Annotated in this window: 17 protein-coding genes; 8 read left to right on the top strand and 9 right to left on the bottom strand. The window is 73.0% G+C overall.

Annotation, left to right across the window (positions count from 1 at the left end; genetic code table 11):
* Window positions 1–378 precede the first annotated feature (378 nt).
* The 5 genes from mobF to IE332_RS38245 all read left to right on the top strand — a co-directional run bounded on the left by mobF (window position 379) and on the right by IE332_RS38245 (window position 9595).
* Window positions 379–5604, top strand: a complete 5226-nt coding sequence (gene mobF / locus IE332_RS42115) for a MobF family relaxase (protein WP_189925952.1) — start codon at window positions 379–381, stop codon at window positions 5602–5604.
* Between the two features lie 498 nt (window positions 5605–6102).
* Window positions 6103–6381: a hypothetical protein gene (locus IE332_RS38260; protein ID WP_189925944.1), complete on the top strand. Its 279-nt coding sequence runs from the start codon at window positions 6103–6105 to the stop codon at window positions 6379–6381.
* Window positions 6374–8509, top strand: coding sequence for a zeta toxin family protein (locus IE332_RS38255; RefSeq protein WP_189925942.1), 2136 nt, complete (start codon window positions 6374–6376; stop codon window positions 8507–8509). Before IE332_RS38260 ends, IE332_RS38255 begins: the two co-directional genes overlap by 8 nt.
* Window positions 8510–8615: 106 nt before the next feature.
* Window positions 8616–8933: a hypothetical protein gene (locus tag IE332_RS38250; protein ID WP_229929251.1), complete on the top strand. Its 318-nt coding sequence runs from the start codon at window positions 8616–8618 to the stop codon at window positions 8931–8933.
* Window positions 8934–9229: 296 nt separating this feature from the next.
* Window positions 9230–9595, top strand: a complete 366-nt coding sequence (locus tag IE332_RS38245; RefSeq protein WP_189925940.1) for a DUF2690 domain-containing protein — start codon at window positions 9230–9232, stop codon at window positions 9593–9595.
* A gap of 5 nt (window positions 9596–9600) precedes the next feature.
* On the opposite strand, the gene IE332_RS38240 is transcribed toward IE332_RS38245, so the two are convergent.
* From IE332_RS38240 to IE332_RS38205, 8 genes are read right to left on the bottom strand one after another with little or no spacing between them, the layout of a single operon-like run.
* Window positions 9601–10101, bottom strand: a complete 501-nt coding sequence (locus tag IE332_RS38240) for a hypothetical protein (RefSeq protein ID WP_189925938.1) — start codon at window positions 10099–10101, stop codon at window positions 9601–9603.
* Window positions 10094–11812, bottom strand: a complete 1719-nt coding sequence (locus IE332_RS38235) for a type IV secretory system conjugative DNA transfer family protein (protein ID WP_229929250.1) — start codon at window positions 11810–11812, stop codon at window positions 10094–10096. Before IE332_RS38235 ends, IE332_RS38240 begins: the two co-directional genes overlap by 8 nt.
* A 1-nt stretch (window position 11813) precedes the next feature.
* Window positions 11814–13367 (bottom strand): putative type IV secretion/conjugal transfer ATPase, encoded by a 1554-nt coding sequence (locus IE332_RS38230; protein WP_229929249.1) that lies wholly within the window; start codon window positions 13365–13367, stop codon window positions 11814–11816.
* Window positions 13367–14899 (bottom strand): SCO6880 family protein, encoded by a 1533-nt coding sequence (locus IE332_RS38225; protein ID WP_229929248.1) that lies wholly within the window; start codon window positions 14897–14899, stop codon window positions 13367–13369. Before IE332_RS38225 ends, IE332_RS38230 begins: the two co-directional genes overlap by 1 nt.
* Before the next feature lie 4 nt (window positions 14900–14903).
* Window positions 14904–17051 (bottom strand): hypothetical protein, encoded by a 2148-nt coding sequence (locus IE332_RS38220; RefSeq protein ID WP_189925936.1) that lies wholly within the window; start codon window positions 17049–17051, stop codon window positions 14904–14906.
* Window positions 17044–17823 (bottom strand): hypothetical protein, encoded by a 780-nt coding sequence (locus IE332_RS38215; protein WP_189925934.1) that lies wholly within the window; start codon window positions 17821–17823, stop codon window positions 17044–17046. The genes IE332_RS38220 and IE332_RS38215 overlap by 8 nt, the downstream gene beginning before the upstream one ends.
* A complete protein-coding gene (locus IE332_RS38210) occupies window positions 17823–18179 on the bottom strand; it encodes a hypothetical protein (protein ID WP_189925932.1) in 357 nt (118 codons plus the stop codon). The genes IE332_RS38215 and IE332_RS38210 overlap by 1 nt, the downstream gene beginning before the upstream one ends.
* Entirely contained in the window at window positions 18176–19102 is a 927-nt protein-coding gene (locus IE332_RS38205; protein ID WP_229929247.1) for a hypothetical protein, read from the bottom strand. The genes IE332_RS38210 and IE332_RS38205 overlap by 4 nt, the downstream gene beginning before the upstream one ends.
* 235 nt (window positions 19103–19337) lie before the next feature.
* Here IE332_RS38205 and IE332_RS38200 point away from each other — a divergent pair, with 235 nt between their 5' ends.
* Both IE332_RS38200 and IE332_RS38195 read left to right on the top strand, forming a co-directional pair.
* Window positions 19338–20423: an NlpC/P60 family protein gene (locus IE332_RS38200; RefSeq protein WP_229929246.1), complete on the top strand. Its 1086-nt coding sequence runs from the start codon at window positions 19338–19340 to the stop codon at window positions 20421–20423.
* A 14-nt stretch (window positions 20424–20437) separates the two neighbouring features.
* The gene (locus IE332_RS38195; protein ID WP_189925930.1) at window positions 20438–21031 is read left to right on the top strand and encodes a hypothetical protein; all 594 of its coding nucleotides are present in this window, start codon (window positions 20438–20440) and stop codon (window positions 21029–21031) included.
* Between the two features lie 67 nt (window positions 21032–21098).
* On the opposite strand, the gene IE332_RS38190 is transcribed toward IE332_RS38195, so the two are convergent.
* Window positions 21099–23000 carry a hypothetical protein gene (locus IE332_RS38190; RefSeq protein WP_189925928.1) on the bottom strand — a complete coding sequence of 634 codons (1902 nt, stop codon included), beginning with the start codon at window positions 22998–23000 and terminating at the stop codon, window positions 21099–21101.
* A 494-nt stretch (window positions 23001–23494) separates the two neighbouring features.
* Between IE332_RS38190 and IE332_RS41570 the strand changes: the two genes are divergently transcribed.
* The coding region (locus tag IE332_RS41570) for a hypothetical protein (RefSeq protein WP_229929245.1) at window positions 23495–23710 on the top strand (216 nt) is incomplete at its 3' end.

Below are 23710 nucleotides of genomic sequence, written 5' to 3'. Positions count from 1 at the left end.
GATCATTCGTGGGCCCCATTCTGCCGCCCCGGCGCTGCGCGCGGGCGTGAATCGGACAGGAACCGACGGCTGCCGCGCCCGCGCCTCGTTCGCCGCCCCGTGACCGTCGTCGCCGCACCGTGCTCCCGGCGCACCCCGTACCGCGGCCGCGGCCCAACCGCCGGTGCGGTCGTCCACAGCCGTGCTCGGTGAGCCCGGCTGTGGACGACCGCCTCGCGAAGCTCGTGACTGTCTTGATCTTGACAAGCGCTGCCGCACCGAGCACGCCGCCCGCTCGCGAGCTCGCTCCACGACGCACTCGGCACGCCTCGCACTTTTTCAAGATCAAGACAGTCACACCTCTGACACTCGAGTGACCTTGGCGGCTACAGTCCCCGCATGATGACCGTCCATCGCCTCAGCGCGGGGGACGGCTACGCCTACTACCTCCGCGAGACGGTCTCCGCCGACGCGCCCCGCCGGGGCGGCGAACTCGGTGACTACTACACCGCCGAAGGACAGCCGCCCGGCCTGTGGACCGGTTCCGGAACCGCCCTGCTCGAGGTCACCGGGACCGTCACCGAGGCGCAGATGCGGGCGCTGTTCGGTGAGGGCCTGCACCCGAACGCCCAGGGCGTGATCGCCGCCCGCATCGCCGACGGCGCCACGGCGAAGCAGGCCCTCGCCGCCGTCAAGCTCGGCCGCGCCTACCCCCGCTACAAGGAGCCCGACGACGAGTTCCGCCGTGAACTCGACGAGGAGGTCGAGGCGTTCAACCGCCGCCGCCTGCGCCCGCCGGACGCCCGCGAGCACGCCGCCCTGCGCGGCAAGGCCGGGGTGCGGCTGTTCGTCCGGCGGTACGGGCGCCGGCCCGCCACCACGGAGGAACTCGGCCGGTTCGTCAAAGCGGCCGAGGCCGGACGCAGGCAGAGCGCCGTCGCCGGGTTCGACCTCGTCTTCTCCGCCGCCAAGAGCGTCTCCGTGCTCTGGGCCCTCGGCGACGCCGAGGTGCGCCGGGCCGTCGAGCGCGCCCACGAGCGGGCCATCGACGACACCCTCGCCTGGCTGGAGGCCGAGGCGACGATGACCCGCACCGGCACCGGCGGCGTCGCCCAGGAGCACGTCGACGGCGGCCTGATCGCCACCCGCTTCCGGCACTACGAGAACCGGCTCGGCGAGCCGATGCTGCACGACCACGTCGTCGTCGCGAACAAGGTCCGCGGCCGCGACGGCAGGTGGCGCAGCCTCGACAGCGCGCTGCTGTACGCGCAGGCCGTCGCCGCGTCCGAGCTCTACAACGCCCGGGTGGTCGAGGAGGTCTGCGCCGCGCTCGGACTGCGCGCGGAGGCCCGCGAGGTCAGCGCCGGCAAGCGCCCGGTGATGGAGATAGCCGGGGTCGGCACCGACCTGATCGAGGGCCACTCCCGGCGCTCGATGGGCATCAAGGAGCGCGTCGCCGAACTGGTCCGGGACTTCCGCGAGACCCACGGCCGCGAGCCGTCCGCCAAGACGCTGACCGCCCTGATGCAGCGGGCCACCCTCGACACCCGGCCCGACAAGGAGCGCGCCCGCTCGCTGTTCGACCTGCGCACCGAATGGCGCGAGGCCGCCGTACGCACCTTCGGCGCCGAGCGTGTCGACGGCCTGTTACGCGGCGCCCGGCAGGCCGCGGAGGGCTTCCGGGAGGACAGCGCCTCCTTACGGATCGACGTCGAGACGGCGGCCCGCGAAGTCGTCGAGACCGTCTCGGAGCACCGCTCCGTCTGGGGCCGGCGCCAGGTCCTGGCCGAAGCCCGCCGCTGGGTGATGAACGCGACCAGGGGCACCCGCCCGGGCACCGCCCTCGCCGAGGAGATAGCCGCCCACGCCCTCGCGGCGCACTGCCTCGACCTCACCCCGCCCGACCCCAGCCCCCGCTTCGCGCCGCTCACCCGCGACGACGGCGAGAGCGTCTACCGGCGTCGCGAAGCCCGCCTCTACACCTCCGCCGCCGTCCTCTCCGCCGAGGACCGGATCGTCGCCGCGGCCCGCACCCCAGTGATCCCGGCCGTCCCCGCCGCGGTGTACGCACGCGTCGAAGCCGCCTACCGGGAGGCCCACCCCGACCGGCCGCTGGACGCCGGACAGCGCGCCCTCGCCCGGGCCTTCGCCACCGGAGAGCACCTCGTTCACGCCGCCATCGGCCCCGCCGGCGCGGGCAAGACCACCGCCATGGCACTCGCCGCGGACGCGGTACGCGCCGCGGGCGGACGCGTCATCGGCCTCGGGCCCTCCGCCCGCGCCGCCGCCGAACTCTCGGCTGGCATCGGCGCCCCCGCCTACGTCCTGCACGAATGGCTAGCCCGGCGCGACGGCGCCCACGACGGCGGCCCCGTGGACCCGGGCTTCGAGCTCTACCCAGGCGACCTCGTGATCGTCGACGAGGCCGGCATGGCGGGCAGCAGGCGCCTGGCCGCCGTCATCGCCGACGCCCAGCGCGCCGGCGCGCTGGTCCGCCTCGTCGGCGACCCCGCCCAGCTCGCGAGCGTCGAGTCCGGCGGCGCGCTGCGCCTGCTCGCCGGCACCGCGGACGTCGTCGAACTCGAGAGCGTCCACCGCTTCCGGGTCCCCGGCGAGGCCGCCGCCTCCCTCGCCCTGCGCGGCGGCGAACCCGAGGACGCCTGGACCTGGTACCTGGACCGGGGACGCGTCGTCGCGGGCAGCCGGGAGCAGATGCTCCACCAGGTCTTCGCCGACTGGCAGCGCGACACCGAGGCCGGCCTCACCGCCATGATGATGGCCGACGACAACGCCACCGTGGACGAGCTCAACTCCATGGCCCAGGCCCACCGCCTCGCCACCGGACGCCTCGACACCACCCGCGCCGCGCGCCTGCGCGACGGCGGCCGGGCCCACGGCGGCGACCTCGTCGTCACCCGCAGGAACGCCCGGAAGAACGTCGTGCGCGGCGGCAAGGACTTCGTCAAGAACGGCGACCAGTGGTCGGTCGTCACCGTTCAGGACGACGGCTCCCTGGTCGTCCGCCACACCGGCCACGGCGGCCGCGCCACCCTCCCCGCCGACTACGTGGCTCGGTCCGTCGACCTCGGCTACGCCGGAACCGCCCACCGCGGCCAGGGCGCCACCGTCGACACCGGCAGCGGCCTGTTCACCGAGCGCACGGCCCGCGAGTCCGCCTACGTCGCCATGACCCGTGGCCGCCAGGAGAACCGCGCCTACCTGGTCCTCGACGACGGGCGGACGATCGCCGACGTCCTGCACGCCATCGCCCGCAACACCCAGGCCTCCCGCTCCGCCACCGACACCGTCCGCGAGGAATGGGACCGGGCCTGGGGCATCCGCCAACTCGCCAACGAGTACACCGACGTCCACGCCCGCGCGCTGTCCCTGCGCTACGAGAACATGCTGAGGGGCGTCCTCGGCGACGCCGCCGAGACGTTCATCACCGCCGACGCCTGGCCCGCCGTCGTCCGCGCCGTACGCGACGCCGAACGCGCGGGATTCGCACCCGAGCGCATCCTGCGCGCCGCCCACGACGAGCGGGACTTCCGCGACGCCGAGGACGTCTCCGCCGTGCTGTCCTGGCGCGTCGACAACCACGTCGAGGACGCCCGCGACACCCTGCGGAAGCTCCGGGAACAGAACCCCCGCCGTCCCCTGGCCGACCTGACGGCCGCGCAGCTCGACACCCTGGCCGAACGCGCCGCCGAGCGCCGCGCCCACGCGCTGGAGGAACTCCACCGGGCCGACGCCCGTGTGGCCAACCAGCCGCGCCGCGTGACGGTCGACGGCCGGGAGGTCCAGGCCTGGCCCCGCCGCGTGTACGGAGACCGGACCCGCGCCCGGCTCGCCGAGGAGATCGCGTGGACCCGCCGGTACGCCCGAGCCCTCGGCCGCACGGACCCCGACTCGGCGGTCGCGCGCGAGGCCTACGAGACCCTGTCCTCACTGCTGGGCGAGCAGAGACTCCGAGCCCGGATGGCGCCGCTCGACCGCATGCGCGAGATCTGGCAGCGCGAACCGGGCACCGGCCACGCGGCCACGGCAGGCCAGGAAGGCGTCATCGTCTCCGCGACGATGCGTGTCAACGTCGAGGCACAGGAGGAGGCCCGCCGACGGGTGGAGCGGACCGACGTGGTCATCGCGCGGATCCGCGCCGAGCAGCGCCTGCGCCGACTCCTGCCGGACAGCCCCCCGCCCGTCCCCGACCACAGCGGGCCGGTGCCCGAGTGGCTCGCGGAGCGCACGGTCGAACGGGACCGACACACCCCGCCCGCCTGGGTCGACCACCTGCGCGAACGCCGCGAGGTCATCGAGGCCGCCCTGCGCCGCACCGGCCGCGCCCTCGCCCTGGCCCCGCCCGCCTGGGCGCGCGTCCTCGGCCCCGTTCCACCACCGGACCACGACCTGCGCGAGGCCTGGGAGCGCGCAGCCGCCCTCGCCGACGCCTGGCGCACCCGCCGCGGGGTGCGCGACGCCGAGCCCGGGATCGGTGGGCGGCCCGACGACGAGCGGGACGCCCGGGCCTGGCAGGCCCTGCACGACGAGGTCGCCGAGGTCGGCCGACGGGCCCGCGCCGTCGAGTCCGCGGGCCGGCGGGGTGAGGCCCTCTACCCGGAGGCCGGGCCCGACCCGCGCCTTGACTCCCTCGGACCGGCCGTCGCCGACGAGACGCGGGTCGCGGGTGCGGCCGATCCGCCGCTCGACGCCGCGGACGCCGGATCATCCGACGCCCGGGGCCTCGCCGCGGCCGACGACGCGACGCCGGACCTGCCCGACGACGCGCCCGTCGAGGAGGCCACTCCCAGGGCGGTCGAACCATCCGCGTGGCAGGACCTCCCCTACGCGACGCTGTCGGACGCCCAACTCACGGACGCCATGGCCCACGCCGCCGACGCCGCGGAGAGCGCGTACCGGCAGGCGACCGCCCAGGACGCCGAGGCCGCGGCGCTCGCCGCCGCGCTCGATCCGGGCGGCGAGGTCGAACAGCAGGTCACGCGGCGGGCCGAGCGGGTCGCGGCGATCCTCCGGATGCGCCGGGCCGCCGACCTGATCCAGGCCCTGGAGGCCGGGGCCGGTGACGCGGACCAGGAGGCGTCCGGCATCGAGGAGCGGCTCGCCGAAACCGCCCTCTTCGGCCGGCCCGCCGTACGCGGCGCCGACCGCGACACCCTGCGGCGACAGCTCACCGCCGTCCGCGAGGCCCGCGCCGAGCGGGCGCGGCGGCTCGAGGACGCCCGGCAGCAGATCGTCCAGGCCATCGCCCAGGCGGGCGACCCCGCCGAACACGAGCGACTGCTGGAGAACTGGCGGCAGGCCGGCGGCACCCGGGACACCGTCCTCGAACGTACGAAGGCCTCCCGCCGCCGCGGCCTACGCGCCGCCTGGGACGAGGCCAAGGCGACGTGGGAGCGCTGGGAGGCCCTGCAGGCCTCGACGACGGCGATCCGGCAGGAGATGAACCGCCGCGACGCCCAGCCCCACAGCGAGCGCGCCGTTGAGGAGGCATGGCGGATTCAGGCTGCGCAGCAGCGCGCCGCCGACCGGCAGCGCCCGCAGGGCGGGCAGCAGCAGGACCCCGACTCGTACCGCAGCCGCCGGGGACTCGGTGGCCCGGGGCTGTAGGGCGCTGGTGCGGCTGAGGTCAGTCGTCCCGAACTCGGCGAAGCCGATGGTCACGCCGCTCTCGAACCCGAGACGGCGGCGCGCTTCGACCCACCACTTATCTCGGCGCCCCATTTATTCCCATCCGTACGAATGCTCAGCCGGAATTGAGTGACCGCCATGAGAAATGAGCTCACCGGATCCGATAACCAGCCTATGAGCAGCAGGGGTTGTCGGTACGTTGGATCTATGTCCGGAAACACTCCGAGTGCCGTTCCCATGGACGACCGTGCCGACCGAGAAGCCGCCGGGGACAGATGTCGGGTACGGCCGCCTGGGCTTGAAGGGCCCCGTTGACGCTGCACAGCTCGAACCACGCCACTGCGATGCGTGGACCCGAGCGGCAGGCTCCTGTCTATGAGCGGCGACGATCATCCGACTGATCGAACTGTGGGACGACGAAGGGGCCCGTGGATACTCACCGAAGGCAAGGACCTACCCCGCGATTCGAGGAGCGAGATGACTGAGCACAGCCCGACCGTGGCAATCCCCGAGGACGTGCCCACGTCCGTGGTCTACGACATGTTCGCCGAGACAGCGACACACCTCTCGGCCCGCTACGTGGGGCTCTACGACGACGCGACCGCTGAACGCGAACGCCAAGACTGGTGGACCAAGGTCCTCGACCTCCGGGACGAGCGGGACGCGGTCGATCCCTACGACAGGGCCGCTCTGATCGCCAAGATCACCGTGTGGACAGCCGAGATCCGAGCCCTGGACAAGGAACGCCGTGGCTGACCCGGATCCGTACGAGCTGACCCCGGAACAGCTCAGGGAACGATTCGACAGGGTGATCGAGGGCTACGTCTTCGGCCGACGGCGCCCCAGCGATCAGCCTATAGCTGTCCTCACTGGAGCCCAGCCCGCTGCTGGGAAGAGCCAGGCGATGGAAAATGTGCGGCTGCGGAATGCCGATCGCGACGTGATCCGGCTCTCCGGCGACGAGCTCCGCCAGTTCCACCCGCAGTTCCGCGCGTTGATGGACACCGATCCCATCGCGATGGTCCCGGCCACCCAGCAGGCGGCCACCGCCTGGATGCAGATGGCGTTCGCCCACGCGGTCGAGCACGGGTACTCCTTCGTCGCCGAGGGCACCTTCCGCAACGCCGAGGCGGTGCTCGCCGACGCCAGGTTCTTCGCGACCGGCCGACGAGGCGACGGCTCACCGGCCGTGTCGCTCCCCGAGGGCCGCAGCCGCCACGAGGTGTGGGTGGTCGCCCTCGCCGTCCGCGCGGAGCGCAGCCGCCTCGATGCCATGTACCGCTACCTGTCCCCCGGCATGGAACCGGGCCGGTGGGTCTGGCCCGAGTGGGCCAACGCCTCATACACGGCGATCCCCGGCACGGTCGCCGCCGCCGAGGAGAGCCCCCATGTCCACCGGGTCATCGTCACCAACCGGACCGGCGAGGACCTGTACGTCAACACCCGGCGGCCCGACGGCACCATGGAGTACCCGCCGGGAGCAGGTGCGGCCGTCCTGGCGGAACGGGCCCGCCCGCTGCCGGTCCAGGACGCCGACGGCTGGCTCGCACGGCAGCAGGACGTCGTCCTGCAGTTCGTCGCGACAGGCCAGGTCGACACCACCACCCACGAGGGCCTCAGCCTCGCCCTCGAAGACGCCCGGGCTGTCATCCCGATGTCGAGTGCGGCCGACGGCCCTGCCCGACTGGACGCGGAGGCCCTGCAGGACAGTCTGAGCCGACTCCTCGGATGGGCACACGAGGGCCCGTGGCGGCAACGCCCGGTGTACCTCCTGCCGGACTCGTTGATCGAAGCCAGGCTGGACGGGCCGGACGGCCGGCAGTACCCGCTGCGCAGGGCCGAACTCGCGGCCGAGCTCGACCGCCGGGCCGCGCTGAGCCGCGCGGCCAGGGCGGCCGAGGACGCGATCCACGCGAGCGCCCAGAGCCTCGTCGACCTACGCCGAGCCCAGCGGGGCGACACGGCGGCAGGCACCGTGAACGAGCCGGTGGACGGCCTGGCACAGGGGACTGCCGCGAACGGGACCGCGCTGTCGGCCGGTCAGGGGCCCGGTGAGGAGGAGAAGCGGACCCGGACGACCGCACAGGCGGGCTCCGAGCACCCCTTCAGGGACGTGCCGGACGCCGACCTCGCGGCCACGCTCGCCCGGGTGACCGAGGAGGCGGCGGCCGCTCGGGACCACGCCGTGCACGCGGAGTCGCGGGCAGTGGGCCTCGCCGCCGCGCTCGCCTCGGGCGGTGAGGTCGAACAGGGCGTCGCCGAACGGGCGAAGCAGGTGGACGCCATCCTGGACACCCGGTACGCCACCGGGCTGGTGGAACGCCTGAGTGCCGAGATCGGGCAGGCTCAGGAGCAGGCCGCCGAGATCGAGCGGCAGCTGGCGGAGCGCGGCGTGCTCGGGCGGCAGGTCGTGCGCGGCGCCGACCGCGACGCGCTCGGACAGCGCGCGGCCGAACTCCTGTCGTCCGCGACACAGAAGGAGGACGAGCTCATCTACGCCCGCGACCGGCTCGAGTCGGCCAGGCGGCTGGCCGGGCCCGCCGACAAGCACGACATCGTCCTCGAGGCCTGGCAGGAGGCGGGCGGCGACCGCGCCGAGGTGCTCGCGCGGACCGCAGCCGCGCGTCAGCGCGGAGTGGAGGCGGCCCGGGCCGAGGTCCAGGAGGCGCGCCAGCGCGCGAGCGGCCTGGGAACCTCGGTGGGCCTGATGCAGCAGGAGCTGGACCGGCGCGGTGCCCAGCCACCTGCCCAGCGCGCCGCCGAGGACGCCCAGCGGGTCCTGACCGCCCAACGGCAGGCCCAGCAGAGCCGGCAGACGCGGCAGGACGGGCCGGGCCTCGGCCGGGAAGGCCAGGGCCGCAGTGGGCCCTCGGCCTCGCGGTAGCGTTCGACGTCTTCCGGGCGGGGCCGGAGGATACGGTGTGCGCGGGCAGCGTGGAGGAGGGCTTCGAGCACTGCAACGGGTGGCCTGGAAGAGGGATCTGGGGGCATTGGTGGTCGAACTGCGTTGCGAGGCCGTCCGTTGGGTGGACGACGAGCCGTTCCCGGGAATCGTGGAGGTCCAGTTCACGGATGCCGGTGGACGGCGCTGGTCATTGATCGACAAGACCCCGATCTTCGGCGGTGGGATGGATCTCGACTCCGATTCGGTCTATCCGGTGGAGGTGACCGTCGACTGCGTGGTCCGCGAGTGCTCCGGCCCGCCTGACAACGACGGGATCGTCACCGTCTCCACCTCGCCTCACGGTGTCGCCACACCGGACGGGTGTGAGGAGTTCACGGTCAGACGGGACCAGATCATCCGCTGAGAGCCGTGAGCGGAGTCGCGCGGCGCCGCTCACGGCGCGGCGGAGCACCGGCTCCCCGTACGCGCGCGGCAGGCACGGAGGTGGCCTCGAGTCGTGAACCCGGCGATCCGCCGGCCACCCCATCCGGTGAAGATGTGGCCGTTCTTCGTCTACGGAGCGTGCGGGAGGCGCTATTCAGAAGGCCAGGAGCGGCGGTCGTCCCGGCCGCCGCGCAGCCGAAAGGACCGCGCATGATCGCCTCCCGCCTCCTCAGGACCGTCGTCGTGGCCCTCTCGACAGTGGCGTTGTGGGCTCCAATGACGGCGTCTCCGGCCGTCGCGGCGGCCGGGTGCCACGGCAACGCCTGCGACGGCAGGAACCCGAAGTCGCAGGGCTGCCAGGGCGACGCCCGGGACGTGCCGAAGAGCAGGGTGCACGCCGGGTCCGCCCCGTATCCGGAGGTCTGGGCACGGTACTCGCCCACGTGCCAAGCGGTGTGGGCGAAGGCGGACAAGGCCGACGGCCGGTCGTTCCGGATCGATGTGCTCGACGGGCCCTCGTACGTCGAGTCGACGCAGTCCTCGTTCCAGGCGTTCAGCGCGATGGTCGGCGCCGACCACACCTACCGCGTCTGCCTGCGGGACGTGGACGGACGGTGGGAGTGCGGCCCGTGGCACCGGTAGCGACGTCAGGCTGACGGCGCCGACGGCCCCGTCGCCCCGTGCAGGGCGGCGGCCAGGCGGTTGGCCTCGGCCGGTGCCGGGTGGTCGGCGGCGGCGGCGATGCGGGGCGGGTCGGTGTCCAGCCAGTCGTGCAGGGCCTCGCCGGTGGGGCCCCGGCGCGGGGGCGGGGCCAGGTGGCCGTCGTCGCAGGTCGGGGCGGCGAGCAGCGGCAGGGCGGCGTGCAGTTCCCGGATCCACGCGAGTTCCCCGAAGGCGGTGGCCTGGGCCGGGTCGCCGGCGTAGGTGCGGACCCAGCCGAGGTAGAGGGCCGTCAGCACCTCCAGGACGGGCTCGTGGCCGTCGCGGTACCAGCAGCGGGGGATCCGGCGGTGCAGGTGGTGGTGGTCGGTCAGCCAGTCCACCCACATCGCGAGCTCGGTCAGCCGTTGCTGGCGGTCGGCGGGCTCCATCGCGGACCAGACCCACCGCCTGGTGGCGGGGGCGGCGCCCTCGGCGGGCTCAGGCACCGGCGGCCTCCCTCTTGTCGAGCGACAACCCCGGCGCCGGCGCCGCCGGCCGGGCCAGCCACGCCTTGACGTCCCGGTCGCGCCAGGTCAGGCGCATCCGCACGCGCACCGGCGGCCGGTTGAAGTACAGGGCGATCGCGGTGTGCTCGGGGATCTCACGCAGCTGGTGGACCGGCAGCAGGTCGGACTCCACCACGCTGGTGGAGGTGGAGTCCCGGCCGCCGCCGCTACCACTGGTGCGGCTCGTACGTTCCACCAGCTCCTTGCCGAACAGGAACGACATGTAGCGCAGCGTCTCGTCGTCGGCCAGACCCGGCAGGAGCAGCCGCAGGGTGGAGGCCGAGACGATGGTCTTCGCGCCCTCCCGACCCATGCGGGCGACCAGCTGCGAGTAGTCGTGCCAGATGCCGAGCACCGCGATGCCCATGCCACGCCCGGTGGTCAGCACGTTCGGCAGCTTCGGGTAGCGCAGGAAGTTGCCCGCCTCGTCCACGAACAGGCCGAACGTGCGGTCGGGATGGCGGCCGCACCGCTCGTACCGCACCTCGGCCGCGTGCAGGACGGCGGCGATCAGCGAGGTGAAGTACGGCGCGAAGCGGTCGGCCTGCGAGGGCGCCGCGATCAGCACCAGCGTGCCGTTGCGCTCCAGCAGTTCCTCCGCGCTGAAGTCGGTGGACCCGGCGGCCTCCCGGACACCCTCGCTGCGGTAGGTGGCCGCCAGGACGTTGAGGGTGAACTGCACGCTGCCCTTGCCGTCGTCGTGCAGCGTCGACCACGGCTGGGCGTAGTCCAGCGCCGCCTCCGGGTGCTCCCCCTCCAGCAGGGCGCGCACGTGGTCGACCGCCGCCTCGCCCTGGGTGAGCCAGCGCCGGAACGCCCGGATGCCGCCGCCCGACACCCGCGAGGCGAGCAGCAGCCCCGCGACGATGGCGCGCGCCTGGATCATCCACGGCTCGGCCTTCGGGTCGTACGCCTTCTGGGAGGCGTCCGCCATCCACTCGGCCATCCGCTCCGCGGCCTCCTCGTCCACGGCGTAGTCCACCGGCGACCAGTGCGCGCCGCGCCACGGGCCCTCGGGCAGACCGGCGGGCGCGATCACCCACACCGGGCCGATCCGGCTGCGGGCGGCGTAGATCTCCTCCAGGTCGGCGGCCTTGGTGGTGGTCACCAGCGCCGGGCCCTGCCACTCGGCGACGTTGGGGGCCAGCAGCCCGGAGGTCTTCGCCGAGCCGGGCGGGCCGAACGCGATGGCGGAGGCGCTGCGCTCGATCACGCCGACGACCTTGCGGGTCTCCCGCCCCCGCCCTGCGGTGATGCGGTCCGGCCGCTCGGCCGGGTCGTCCGGCAGCGCCATCGCCTTCTCGACCTTCGCCCCGCCCCACGTCGCGCCGCCCGCGAGCCCGCGGCGCCGGCGCCGCCCCAGCCTCCGTACGACCACACCCGCCAGCACCGCCAGCAGGACGACCAGCAGACCGAGGACGGTGTAGAACAGCCAGCCGGGAGGAGCCGGGTCGTAGACCGAGGCCGGCCCCTGCGCGACGGACAGCAGCAGCGTCTCGGGCACCGACGCCGTCATCCGGGGCATACCGCCCCCGGACAGCAGTCCGGCCAGGGCGCCCGCCGCCAGCGACACCGCCCCCAGCGAGACGACCGCACCGGCGGCCAGCCCGGCGAGGAAGGTGCCGTCGTCCACCCGGTTGTCCGAGGCCACCTCAGATCACCATCCTCTCGTCGGTCTCGAACAGCTCCTTCTCGGTGCGCGAGAGCAGGAGCTGCACCGCGTGCGAGCCGCCGCCGCGGCCGACCTTCCACAGCGCCCGCCCGCGCTGCCCCGCGCCCCAGGACCCGATCAGGTCGCACTCGGCGTCGGTGAGGCCGATCGCCTCGCGGGTGAGGTTCAGCGGCTTGGTGTCCTGGGCGAGCTGGATACGGGTCTCGCAGGAGGCGATCAGGTCCTTGGCGATGGCCACCGCCTCGGAGCCGGCCGCGCCGACCGCCTCGAAGTCGCTCAGGCGGTGGGTGGCGAGGAGCTGGATCGTGCCGGTCGCGCGGGACAGCCGCAGGTCGGCGTCGATCTTGCGCACCATGCTGGAGCCGCCGGACTGCATCTGGCGCCACAGCTCGTCGCGCACGACGATCCAGGGACGGCCAGGGCGGTCGATGGCGGACTGCGCCCACGAGGAGACACAGGTCAGCACCATCGCCACCACCTCGTCGCCGTACTGCTGGAGCGCGGAGATGTCGACGGACTGGATCGGCGCGCCCCAGTCCAGCGCCACCGAGGTCTTCTCGTCGAACAGGCCGCCCAGGTGGCCGGAGATCATGCTGCCGAGCGCGGAGCGGATGCTGGCCATCTGCTCGCGGGCGGTCTGCACGTCGTCCCCGCGCACCCGAAGCTCCCGCGCCATGGCCGGGGTCGGATCCTTGAGGACCTGGTACACCGACGGCAGGGTCGGGGTGTCCAGACGGGTGTGACCGGCCCCGCCGAGCGCGCCGGTCACCTCCCGCACGGCGACGTCCAGGCACTCCTCCTCCTGTGGCAGCAGCACCCGCTTCAGCTGCAGCTCCAGCAGCGCCTTGCACAGCGTCAGCCGCCGCCGGTGGATCTCGGTCAGCCGCGCCGTCAGCTCGGCGCCGTCCTTGATCAAGTGCAGGTCCGCGCCGAGCGGCCCGGCGTCCAACGGGTTGAGCCGGCCCTGCAGGCCCGGCCCGAGCCGCACCGGCTCGACCCCCAGATGCCGGCACAGCCGCGCGTACTCGCCCTTGACGTCACCGGCGATCAGCGTGCGGTGCCCGAAGGCCATCAGCCGGAAGCACAGCGCCTTGACGTGCGCGGACTTCCCGCTGCCGGGGATGCCGGTCAGGATCACGTTCGGGTTGGTCGCCAGCCCCTCCTTCACCCATACGCTCGGATGCGCGCTGAACGCCTGCATGGTCAGGGTGTTGAACCCGATGTAGGCGCCGACCGGCGGCAGCGCCGCCGCGTGCAGGAACGGGTAGATGCCGCTCGCCCGGCCCGTGTCGGCCCGGAACACCTCGGCCTTGGCGTGCGAGGCGGCCCGGCCCGCGTAGGGCTGGTGCCACCCCTTCTTCGGGGCGATCCGCATCGCCGTCGCCGGGTCCTCCAGCAGGCGGGCCCGCCGCAGCTCCCGCGCCGTGGGCTGACGCTGCGCGGGCACCTCCTCGGCCGGATCGAACAGATCGCTGACCTTCGTCGCTTCGAGCGCGGTGTCGCCGCGATCCCCGCGGCGCGTGAACATGCCCATCAGATCGCCATCCTTCGCGGCGGCAGACCCATGCCGAGCGGCAGCGCGGCCGCGGCGAACGCCTCGTCCTGCGCGCCCCAGCACCGCCGCAGCTCCAGACCCGCGTCGCTCGCGTCCGCCTGCAGCTCGGCGCACGCCGTCTCCAGCTCCTCCAGGTCGGTGACCGTCACCGCGATCAGCGCCACCATCCGGACCACGCCCTGCCCGGAGGCACGGGCGATGTCCTGCGCCCGGGCGATCTCCGCCTCGCGCCGCTCGTCCTCGCTCTCCGACCGTCCGGTCTTCGCCCGCAGCGACCGGGCCGCCTGACGCTTCGTCTTCTCCTTGCTCAGCTCCTTGCGAGCCCGTGCGGGGCCGACCGGCTCGTACACCAGCGACATCGAGCGCCGGGCGTTCGTTCGGGGCCTGAGCAGCGGCTGCAGGAACGTCGCGTACACCTGGGACTGCGGGAAGTTCCGCACCTGGTAGGTGACCGTCCACGCCCCGTCGTGCCGGTACAGGCCCCAGGTGTACTCGGCGGCCGCCGGACCGGCCAGCGCCGGATCGACGCCCGGCAGCACACCCTTGTACGAGGGATCCTCGGCCGCCGCGCCACGGACCGCCAGCATCTGCTGCGCCTCCGGGTCGTACGCGGTGCGGATCGTCGCGGCCACCCGGCGCGGCTCCAGGAGCTCCACCACCTGCAGGCCCGCCGACGACAGGGAGCCGTGCATTGCGTGGAACTCCCGCACCAGGACGGCGGCCGCGCCGACCTGCCCGCCGCCGGCCCCGCGCACGGCCAGGCGCGCCCGGGTCGCCGACAGCGTCACCGACAGATACGTCTCGCGGATCGTCGCGGCCGGCCCCGCGGAGACCATCAGCTCCTCCAGCGCCTGGACGGCGGCCGCCGGGGCGTCAGGCGTGGCGTGCCGTACGGTCCAGGACCGCAGCGCCTCGCCGTCGTCCGGCAGGCTGCGCTGGTGGACCTGGATACGGGTGATCGCCCCGTCCTCCTTGCACTGGCCGCGCAGGAACGCCGCCCACTGGCGCACCCGGGCGTTCTGCCGGTCGGTATCGACCAGGGCGAGGCCCGGGAAGGTGACCCTCGCGACGAGGGTGTAGGTGTTGTCGATCGGGTTGTGGACGACGCCGAGCGTGCCGCCCTGGCCGTCCGGCGCGGTCAGGATCCGCAGACGCGCGAGCACCCCGGGCAGGTCCATCGGCTGATTGCCTTCCTTGTCGGCGGGGGCGAACACCCCGCTGTAGAACACGTTGCGCTTGGTGGCGACGGCGATCTGATGCCGGACGGCCAGCAGCAGCCACTCCTCGGCGGCCAGGCCCATCACCCGGCCGTACGCGAGCAGCAGCAGGACGCCGGACAGCGGCAGCGCCACCAGGGCGGCGGTCCAGCTGTGCCGGTAGACCGGGACGAGGGCGACGACCGAGGCGGCGGCCATCAGGGCGAAGCCCACACCGGACAGCTCGCCGATGAAGCCGGACTTCTCGCGCTGCCAGCCGGTGTAGGTGTCCGGCCGGCCGTGGGACACGGACATGCGGTCAGCTCCCTTCGGGGGTCGGCGGCTGCGGGGCGGGGTCCTGCCGTGGCGGGCGCCACGGCATGTCGCCGTGCTCGGGCATCCAGACGGGGACGCCGAACGGGGGTGTGTCGGTGCCGGAGTCCTTCGGCGGCGCGGGAGTCCCCCGCGCGGGGGTCGCGGTGGCGGAGGCCTCGGGCGGCGCAGGGGCTTCGGGCGCGGGAGCGGTGGTGCCACCCGTCTGTGGCGGGAGCGTGGCGCCGTCGGAGACCGGGCCACCCGACACCGCCGTCACCGGCAGGTCGGCCTCGGACGAGCCCGAGGCCGGGCCCGAGCCCTGGCTCTTCGGCTCGGCGGGCGCATCGGCGCCGCCGCTCTTCTGCTCGCCGACCGGTGGCGCGGCGCCGCCGCCCTTGCGGGGCGGGACCACGGTGGCGTGGCCACTGCCAGGGGCGCCGAGGCCCGCGTTAGCGGCGGTGTTCGCCGCCGCGCCCTCCAGCGTTGCGGCCCCGGCGGCGGCGAGCTGCAGACCGGTCCCGACCACCCCGCCCAGCTTCGAGGCGAAGGAACGGCTCGGGTCGCCCTTCAAGAAGCGCTTGCCGGAGCCCGGGCCGACCTGCGTCACCTCACCCGAGGCGTCGTTCGGAGCACCGCTCGAGGTCTCCTCCTCCAGCGCCTTGGTGTACCCCGACCCGCCGCCGACGGCCCCCGCCCCGGCCGCGGCGAGGCTTCCTCCGGCGAAACCGCCGAACATCGCGCCGACGCTGGAACCGATCGAGGAGACCATCCCGGCCGCCACGGAGTTGCCGCCGCCGGCCTCCACCATCGTCAGGAAGCGGGCCAGCACCGGCCAGGCGAACGCGGCGAGGAGGAAGACGATCAGGCCGACGATGACGTTGCGGACACCCTGGGACTCGCCCATGGAGTTGAAGCCGATCGCGAAGCACACCACGATCGCCAGCTTCGAGAACGCCAGGGCCGTGAACGCGCGGCGGGCCTTGGGCCACCAGTCCTGGGTCTCGTCGCCGAGCTGGCCGGCCAGGGCGATCGGCATGGCCGCCATGAGGATCATGATTCCGGCCTGCCGGAGGAACATCTCGATCCACAGCGCGCCGATCACCAGGATCGACAGGATGCCGAGCACGATGACGACACCGACGGCCTGGCTCATCACACCGCCCCCGGAGATGAGAGCCGTGCTCGTCCCGCCGCTGGCCACCAGCCCGGAGAACAGGGCGCCGAGCTGCGTCTTCATCGCCGCCGCGGCATCGGCCTTCCCGTCCCCGCCGCCCTTGAACGAGAGGTTGATGATCCAGATCGACACCTGGTCGATCCAGTTCAGGACCACCTGCGCGGCGCCCGCGTACACCCCGAGCACGAGCGCGTACTTGCCGAGGCCCTTGAGGACCGTCGCCAGCGGAGCGCCCTGCTGGCTCACCGCGACCCTCGCGAACTGGACGAGGGCGAGGAAGGCGGCGACCAGCACCGACAGTACGGTCAGGGTGCCGGTGACCTTGTCGATACCGACCTTGCCCAGGTCGATCGTGGAGACGTCGTTGAAACTGTCGGCGAACTGCTGCAACAGCCACACCACGCCCTCGCCGATGGCGCCGGCGGCCTCCTTCAGCGCGTCCGAGGCCATCTTGGAGATCTTGCCCTCGACCCAGGCCACCGGCCCGCCGTCCGGCACCATCAGCTGGGCGTTCAGCTGCTGGCACTCGTGGAAGTTCTGGCCCCCCTCGATGCACTTCCTGATCGCGGCGTCCATCTTCTGGTAGCCGTACGCGCCGTGGTCTGTGGCCTTCTCCCACTCCGCGAGCTTCGCGAGCTCCCGCTTCTTCCGTTCCTCGGTGATCTTCGGGTCGTCACAGCCGACGTTGTGCTCCTCGCAGGAGTCGTAGGTGTCGGGCTGCTTGTAGAAGGTGCAGTTGTTGGCCTCGGGCATCATGCACCAGTGGCCGTTCGTGTCGACGCCCCAGTTGCCCTCGGAGCGGTCGTTCCACTGCTTGAGCCACTGCGGATCGGGTTTGTCCGGGGGGCCGTTGGGGGCGTGAGCCTTTTCCTCGCTGGTCGGAGTGTCGGCCAGCGCGGCCGGGACAGCCACCGCCCCGAACGACATCAGCGCGGCGAGCAGGACGGTGAGCAGCCGGAGGAGCCCGCGGTCAGTCACGGATCACCACCAGCCATCCGTCCTTCGCGGACGCCGGCGAATCCGGGTTGTAGGGCATCGGATCGCCCTTCTTGGCCGTCCACTTGGGATCCGTGGTGATCTTCCAGTCGCCGTCCTCCCACTGCAGGATCATGTTGGCCAGCTGGTTCTTGAGAGGGTCGTCGTCCGGGCCGCCTTTGGGCAGCGTGGCGGTGCGGCTGTAGTGCATCCACACGGTGATCACGGAGCCGTCGCCGTTGAGCGCCCACGCCTGCGCGGCGTCCACGTTGGTGGTGATCGTCAGCCCGGCCGGGGTGCCGCCGGAGGGTGGCAGGCCCACCTGCTCGCGAAGCTTGCGCACCTCGCTGACCGCTTTGTCGATCGAGTCCTCGCTGCCCTTGGCCGTCATGACGGTGAGCTGGCGTCGGACCATGTCGTCGTCCAGCATCGACAGCTCGTCCAGGTGGTAGACCGCGGCTGCCATCGGCCCGTAGCCGTAGCGAGGGAACCCGATGCTGGCGCCGTCCTTCTGGCCGGTGGGCTTGGGCAGGTGCGCCGGCTTGGCCGTGTTCGGGGTCAGGGTCCTGGTGGCCGACGGGCTCGGGGACGACATCGGCCCGGGGCTCGCCGGGGCGGTCGCGGCCGGGGCCGCGCCCGGCTTCGTGTCCGTGTCGTCGTCCAGGCCATGGAGGAGCGCGACGCTTCCGGCGGCGACTACCGCGGCGGTCACCACACCGATCCCGATCAGGCGCAGGCGCGCCCCGCGCGCGGCGCGGTCATGGCGGTCCGCCATCAGGCGGCCATCGAGTACGCGGCGAACACCAGCCCGGATGTGCAGGCGATACCGATGCCGGCGATCAGGCTCATGATGATGGCCTTCTTGCCGCGCGCGGCCATGCCGCCGCGCTCGGAGTTCTCGCCGACGGCGACGGCCGCCCAGCCCAGCAGTCCGCCGAGGACGGCTAGCGCCAGGCCGCCGCCGGCGACCCAGCCGAGGATCGTGCCGGTCGGCCCGCTGACGTTCGAGGGCAGCTGGGGCTTGTACGACGGGATCGGGTTCGGGACCGACGTGGCCGGCGGGTCGTCCGCCAGGATGTGGGTGTGCGGGTCGGACAGCAGTGTGCTGACGGCGTGCAGGATCTGGCTCACAGCAGCGCTCCTTCTACGGCTTCTGCTTCTAGGGCTTCTGCGGATCGGGTCTGTACGGGTGCCGCGGCCGGTCGGGCGGCCGCGGGCAGCGGGTCGCCCCAGCTCGCGTGGGCGGAGGCGATGACGGCACGGGTGAGCCGGTCGGCGGCCTGGACGGAACGGGCGTCCAGACGCGAGGCGTCGCGCAGGCCCCGTGCTCGGATGCCCGGGTCGTAGGGCACACGGACGACGGCGGCGACGCGCGGCGCGAGCATCGTCTCCCCGGCCCGGACCGAAGCCGGCGCGCGGCCGTCTCCGGTGGACACCAGGGCGACCACCGTGCGCTCCAGCGCCAGACCTTCTGCGGCGGCCACCGACAGCGCGGTCTGCAGGGCCGCCATCCCGGAGCCGGTCGCGGCCGCGCACACCACCGGCACGCTCACCGGCAGTCCGCACCACGCGGCGGTCAGTCCGGATCGCCCGGCGGAGCGGGAGGCCACCAGGTCGTGCGCCATCGGGTGGGAGGTGTCCGCGACCACCGCCTGCCAGCCGCCGATCGCGGCCAGCTGGTACCAGGCGGCCGGGTCGGCGGGCAGCGGCAGCGGCGGCGCGCTCCACTCCCGGTGGTCGGTCAGCACTTGCCAGCCGTCGTCCGCCGGACCCGGCAGGCGGGTGGCGGCGGCCAGCACCCGCCGGCGGCTCAGCGGTGCGGCGGGCGGCACCGAGGCGAGCCCCGTGCCGGGTTCCGTCGTCCAGCCGGGCCAGGGCGAGGCCAGGCGCGGGGCGAGGTCGAGCACCACGCTCCGCGCGGAAGACGCCAGCGAGGCGGCCAGCAGCCCCGCGACGGTCGACCGCCCGCTGCCTCCCACGGCCGCCAGGACGGGCACCACGATCCGGCTGTGTCCCGGCAGCTCCACCGCCGGGACGTTCTTCTTCGCCACCATCCCCCCGAACCACTCACGGACAGTTCCGTCTCGGTCACGATCAGCCTTGTGGATCAGGGGCGGGGCTGTCATGAGTATGCGTACTCATGACAGCCCCGGTCGCAGACCCGTTCGATGGGGAACCGGAAGCAAACGCCGGTCGCGTTTGCGTGTCACGGATCTGACGTCACGTCACGTCGGCGCCACGGAGGCGCGATCGGTGTCGTCTTGTCGGTTCTCGATCGAAGGGGGATGAGTGCGCATCAAAGCGGGGCTGGTCGCCGCAGCGTCGGCGGCTGCGGCGAGCCCGCTCGCGTTGGGGATCGGGCTGGTCATGTTCATCGCGACGGCAGGGAAGGACACTCCGAGCGGGGACGGCGGCAGCGGCGGGGCGGTCCCGGTCGCGTCGGACACCCTGCGCGTGGGCCCGGGCGGTGTCCCCGAGCAGTACGCCGGGTTCATCAGGGCCGCCGCCGCCGCGTGCGACCAGGGGCTGAGCGCGGGAGTAATCGCCGCGCAGATCAACGCGGAGTCCGCGTTCGACCCGCGCGCGAACAGCGGCCAGGCGCAGGGGATCGCCCAGTTCACCCCGGAGACCTGGGCGTCCTGGGGCGAGGGAGGGAGCGTCTGGGAGCCCCGGGACGCCATCGCGGCCCAGGGCCGCTTCATGTGCAGCCTGCTCAAGACGGCCAAGCAGCACCCGGACTACAACGGCAGCCCGATCGAGCTCGCCCTGGCCGGTTACAACGCGGGCTGGGGGCGGGTCGACCAGTACAGGGGGGTGCCGCCGGCCTCGTTCGCGAAGGGCCAGACGTACGACTACGTCAAGAAGATCATGGCGGACGTCCGACGCTTCACCCAGGGCGAGGACACCGTGCCCGTGCAGCTCCCGCCCGACTACCAGTTGCCCGCCGACACACCCCCGCAGGTCAGAACGGCCGTCGCCTGGGCCCTCGCCCAGCGCGGCGGCTGGTACCAGTGGGGCGGTGACTGCACCGACCCGCTCGGCAGCGGGACCCAGGGCCGCTGCGACTGCTCCAGCCTCATGCAGCAGGCCTACTCCCACGCCGGGGTGACCATCCCCCGCACGACCTTCGAGCAGGTCAAGATCGGTACCAGGGTCGGCGTCGACGACGTCAAACCGGGCGACCTGGTGTTCAACGCCGGCTCCGACGGCAGCGACGACTCCCCCGGCCACGTCGGCATGTACGTCGGCAACGGCTGGATCGTCGAAGCGCCCCGCACCGGCGTCCAGACCCGCACCGTCGCCTACAGCGGCTGGCGCAACAGTACGGCGGCCATCACGCGGATCACCCATGTGGTGCGCGTCGTGAAGTGGTGAGACAGGAGCCGGAGATGCTGCACGAGGACCAGCCCGCCCGCCCGTGGGGCACCGTGACGCCCGTGTTCTGGGCACCCCTGGAAGAGGAGACGGACGAGGAGGCGCCGGACTACGCGGAGCCCGCGGCGTTCGCCTCCGCCCGGACGAGCCCGCCGGCCACCCCTCCCGCCGAGGACATCGTCCGGCGCTTCGCCGAACTGGCCGCACACCTCGCCGACCCGCTCACCGACGCCGAACTCGCCCTCGCCGCCCTACGGGCCGCCACGCTCGACCAGGACATCACCACCCTGCTCGGCCCAGGCGACCGCAACGTCGCGAGCGTGCGCGAACTGCGCGGCCTCATCGCCGGACGCCAGGGCCACCACGCCACCGCCGCCCGCTGGCACCTCCACACCGCGGGCCTCCACACCCTCACCTCCGGCACCGACGCCCCCCGCTCCCGCTCCAGCGCCCACCACGCCCTCGCCGCCTGGCGCGAGATCGCCGACCACGCCGAGCGGGCCGTGGTCGCCCGCGAGATCCTCCCGATGCTCACCGCCGTCGCCGGCCCCACCGCCAGACCCACCCGCGAGGTCCAGACGTACCTCGCGGCCCAGGACTCGCCGTAGTGCGCCGCCAGCCGTCCGCAGTCCTCGGTCCGCCGACCGGCGGGCGATGGCCGAGGCCCGCTCAGGATCATCTGATCCTCCGCCAGGTGTCCTCGCCGATGATCTTTCCGACGATGGTCAGGAGCGTCGATCGCAGCGCTCCGGCGAGACCTTTCGCGAAGCTCTTCAGCTCGACGTACGACTGCTGTCTGAACGTGATGTACGTGATGGTGGAGAGCAGCCAGGGCGCCACCACGAGAACCTGCGCCGATTCGACCTCCAGACCACGGGTGAGGACCAGGGACAACGCCGCGGCGCCGCTCACGGCGGCGGTCAGTCGCAGCGCACGGGACCCGACCATCACCATCCAGCCCGCGGCGAGTGCGAGGAGCACGGCGACGGCGGTGCGTGCCGGTTCGAGCCGTCCGCCCGCCAGCAGCACTCCGGTAGGCGCCGACATGACCACCGCCGCGAGGAAGGCGATGTTCCACGGCGCCAGGAGCGTTCTCAGCTTCCGGCTGTCCTCCAGGACCCGTCTCTCGCCGCAGACCACGCCCGGCGCCGTGCCCGGCAGCCGCAGTACGGACAGGTGGTCCACGTGGGGCGATCCGAGGTAGGCGAGGAGGAGGCGGACGTGAGTCTTTCCGCGGAGCGCCCCTTGGGGGACGTACCAGCTGTCCTCGGACGCCGCGCGGCAGAAGCTGGTGCCCTCGAGCAGCCAGGTCATGAGGACGAACATGACGCCGAAGCAGTAGAAGTAGAACGAGGCGACGACGGAGAGCACGCTGTACGGCGGCTCCGACGCGGCGAAGGCCCCCACCAGGAAGCGGACGGCGTAGCCCACACCGACGATGAGCCAGAGGGAGCGCGCGGCCGCGGGGTGCTCGTCCTCCCAGCCGCGGAGGGCCTCGTACACGACGGCCAGGCCGAAGACCACCGCCATGAGAATCAGAACGTCGTCGGTGCGTCCGAGGGCGAGGCCGACCACCAGGGCCGCCAGGAGCCGAAGCGCGGCGACGATGAGACTGGAGTACACGACGAACCGTGCGTGCTTGCGTGATCCGACCCGGGGAAGCCGCAGGCGTTCGGCGTTCAGCGGGTGGCCGCTGTCGTGCTCCAGACCGCGGATGTCGTTCCACTGGTACCGGGCCGAGTAGACGAGGAACTCGGCCACCAGCACGGCGAGGACCATGTTCTCCCAGTGGAAGCCACGCCCCCTCTCCCAGGACGTGGTCACGAAGGCCAGGGGAATGAACAGCCACTTCGCCCAGTCCTCGGGGCGCGGAAGCAGCAGGTACGCCCCCAGGCTGCGGCCGTCGTCCTCGTCCAGGGAGGCTCCCTCGAAGAGCCCGTGGTCCTGCCGGCGGGCGAAACGGCGGGCGACGCGGATGAACGTGCTCCGCGCGCCGAGGGTGACGGAGGCGACGTCGAGCACCAGGAACCCGAAGGCGACGCCGTACACGATCAGCATCGAGATGCGGTAGCGCTCGTCGAGCTTGACGGCGATGTACACGGTCATGCTCGCGAAGGCGAAGAACGTGATGAGCATGATCATGATCGCGAGGACCCGATACCCGCTCCTCCCCCGTCGCAGGGTCGCCTGTTCGGCCAGCAGCCCCGCGTAGGACGGCGACCGGATCTCGGCGACCGGTTCGAGCTCGGGCAGCGGTGTCACCGCGTAATGCCTGAGCTCCTTCTCCAGCGCCCTCATGTAGTAGCTGCGCAGGGCGGCCGAGGCGCCGAGGATCTGCAGCAGGGCGAGCGCGGCGAGAGGGATGGAGGGAGCTGCGGCAAGCAGGGCCGCCGGGGGATTCTTGCAGGGCTTCGCAGCGCCCAGCTGACAGGTGTCGCTCAGGAACGTGGCGAGACCGGCGAGCAGTGCCACCGTGATCGCCGCGACGGCGACCTGGATGTTGAAGAACGTCCGTTCGTCCTCGCGGGCCATGGCGTAGTCGAGCGCGAGAACGTCGTACCGCTTGCCGGGTTCCATCGGCTCCGGGGACTCCTTGCGAGCAGATCCTCATGGACGGCCGGAGGAGCGCTCGCCCGGCGCCCATGACATCGCACGTGGACGGACTCGCCCGCCGAACGGCGGCCGGAGTGTCTCGCGACCACTCGTTCGGGCTTGGGGACGGTGGGGCCTGCGGGGCTTGATACACCCTGATTCAGCCCTGTTTTAGACAACCGCCAAGAAAACCACCCTCTCAGCAGAATCGCGCGCGCCCCTCACCCCGCCTTCCCCACGTACATCAACCACCCTGCGACTGAGTGAGTGGATCCTTCGTCGGTTGTCTAAATCACGCATTCCCAGGCGGTCGGCTCCTCTCCAGAGGCACCCTCCGACGCACCGGAAGGGCCTCTTCGCCGGCGCCGCCGTCAGCCGCGCCGCACCTCGACGCGGACGCCCATCCCGCGCACGACCGCGGCGACGCGCGCACCGTCGGCGGCCACGACGCGGATCCACGGCGGGGACGTCTCCTCCATGTGGACCTCGATCTCGTCTCCGGCGACGAGCATGTCGGCGACGGCCCCTATCGCAGCGGCGGCCTGGGGATAGTCCGGATAGATAAGGTGTCGGCGGCGACCCGGTCCCGGCTGGACGACCTGATCGCCGAGGACGCCGGTGCGGATGAGGAGAGCGCGGGCGGCGGGGGCACCTTCTTCACCGAGCTGAAGGCGGACCCGGGTGCGCTGGGGCTG

Origin of the sequence: Kitasatospora xanthocidica (assembly GCF_014656195.1) — a bacterium.
GTDB lineage: Bacteria > Actinomycetota > Actinomycetes > Streptomycetales > Streptomycetaceae > Kitasatospora > Kitasatospora xanthocidica.
The sequence above is the reverse complement of the archived record's forward strand: the minus strand, read 5'-3'. Positions and strand labels throughout refer to the sequence as shown.

What these genes read in the sequence shown, in the direction of transcription:
- mobF (WP_189925952.1), top strand. Translation starts at nt 379, where the DNA reads ATGATGACCGTCCATCGCCTCAGCGCGGGGGACGGCTACGCCTACTAC.
- IE332_RS38260 (WP_189925944.1), top strand. Translation starts at nt 6,103, where the DNA reads ATGACTGAGCACAGCCCGACCGTGGCAATCCCCGAGGACGTGCCCACG.
- IE332_RS38245 (WP_189925940.1), top strand. Translation starts at nt 9,230, where the DNA reads ATGACGGCGTCTCCGGCCGTCGCGGCGGCCGGGTGCCACGGCAACGCC.
- IE332_RS38230 (WP_229929249.1), bottom strand. Translation starts at nt 13,367, where the DNA reads ATGGGCATGTTCACGCGCCGCGGGGATCGCGGCGACACCGCGCTCGAA.
- IE332_RS38225 (WP_229929248.1), bottom strand. Translation starts at nt 14,899, where the DNA reads ATGTCCGTGTCCCACGGCCGGCCGGACACCTACACCGGCTGGCAGCGC.
- IE332_RS38215 (WP_189925934.1), bottom strand. Translation starts at nt 17,823, where the DNA reads ATGGCGGACCGCCATGACCGCGCCGCGCGCGGGGCGCGCCTGCGCCTG.
- IE332_RS38205 (WP_229929247.1), bottom strand. Translation starts at nt 19,102, where the DNA reads ATGGTGGCGAAGAAGAACGTCCCGGCGGTGGAGCTGCCGGGACACAGC.
- IE332_RS38195 (WP_189925930.1), top strand. Translation starts at nt 20,438, where the DNA reads ATGCTGCACGAGGACCAGCCCGCCCGCCCGTGGGGCACCGTGACGCCC.
- IE332_RS38190 (WP_189925928.1), bottom strand. Translation starts at nt 23,000, where the DNA reads ATGGAACCCGGCAAGCGGTACGACGTTCTCGCGCTCGACTACGCCATG.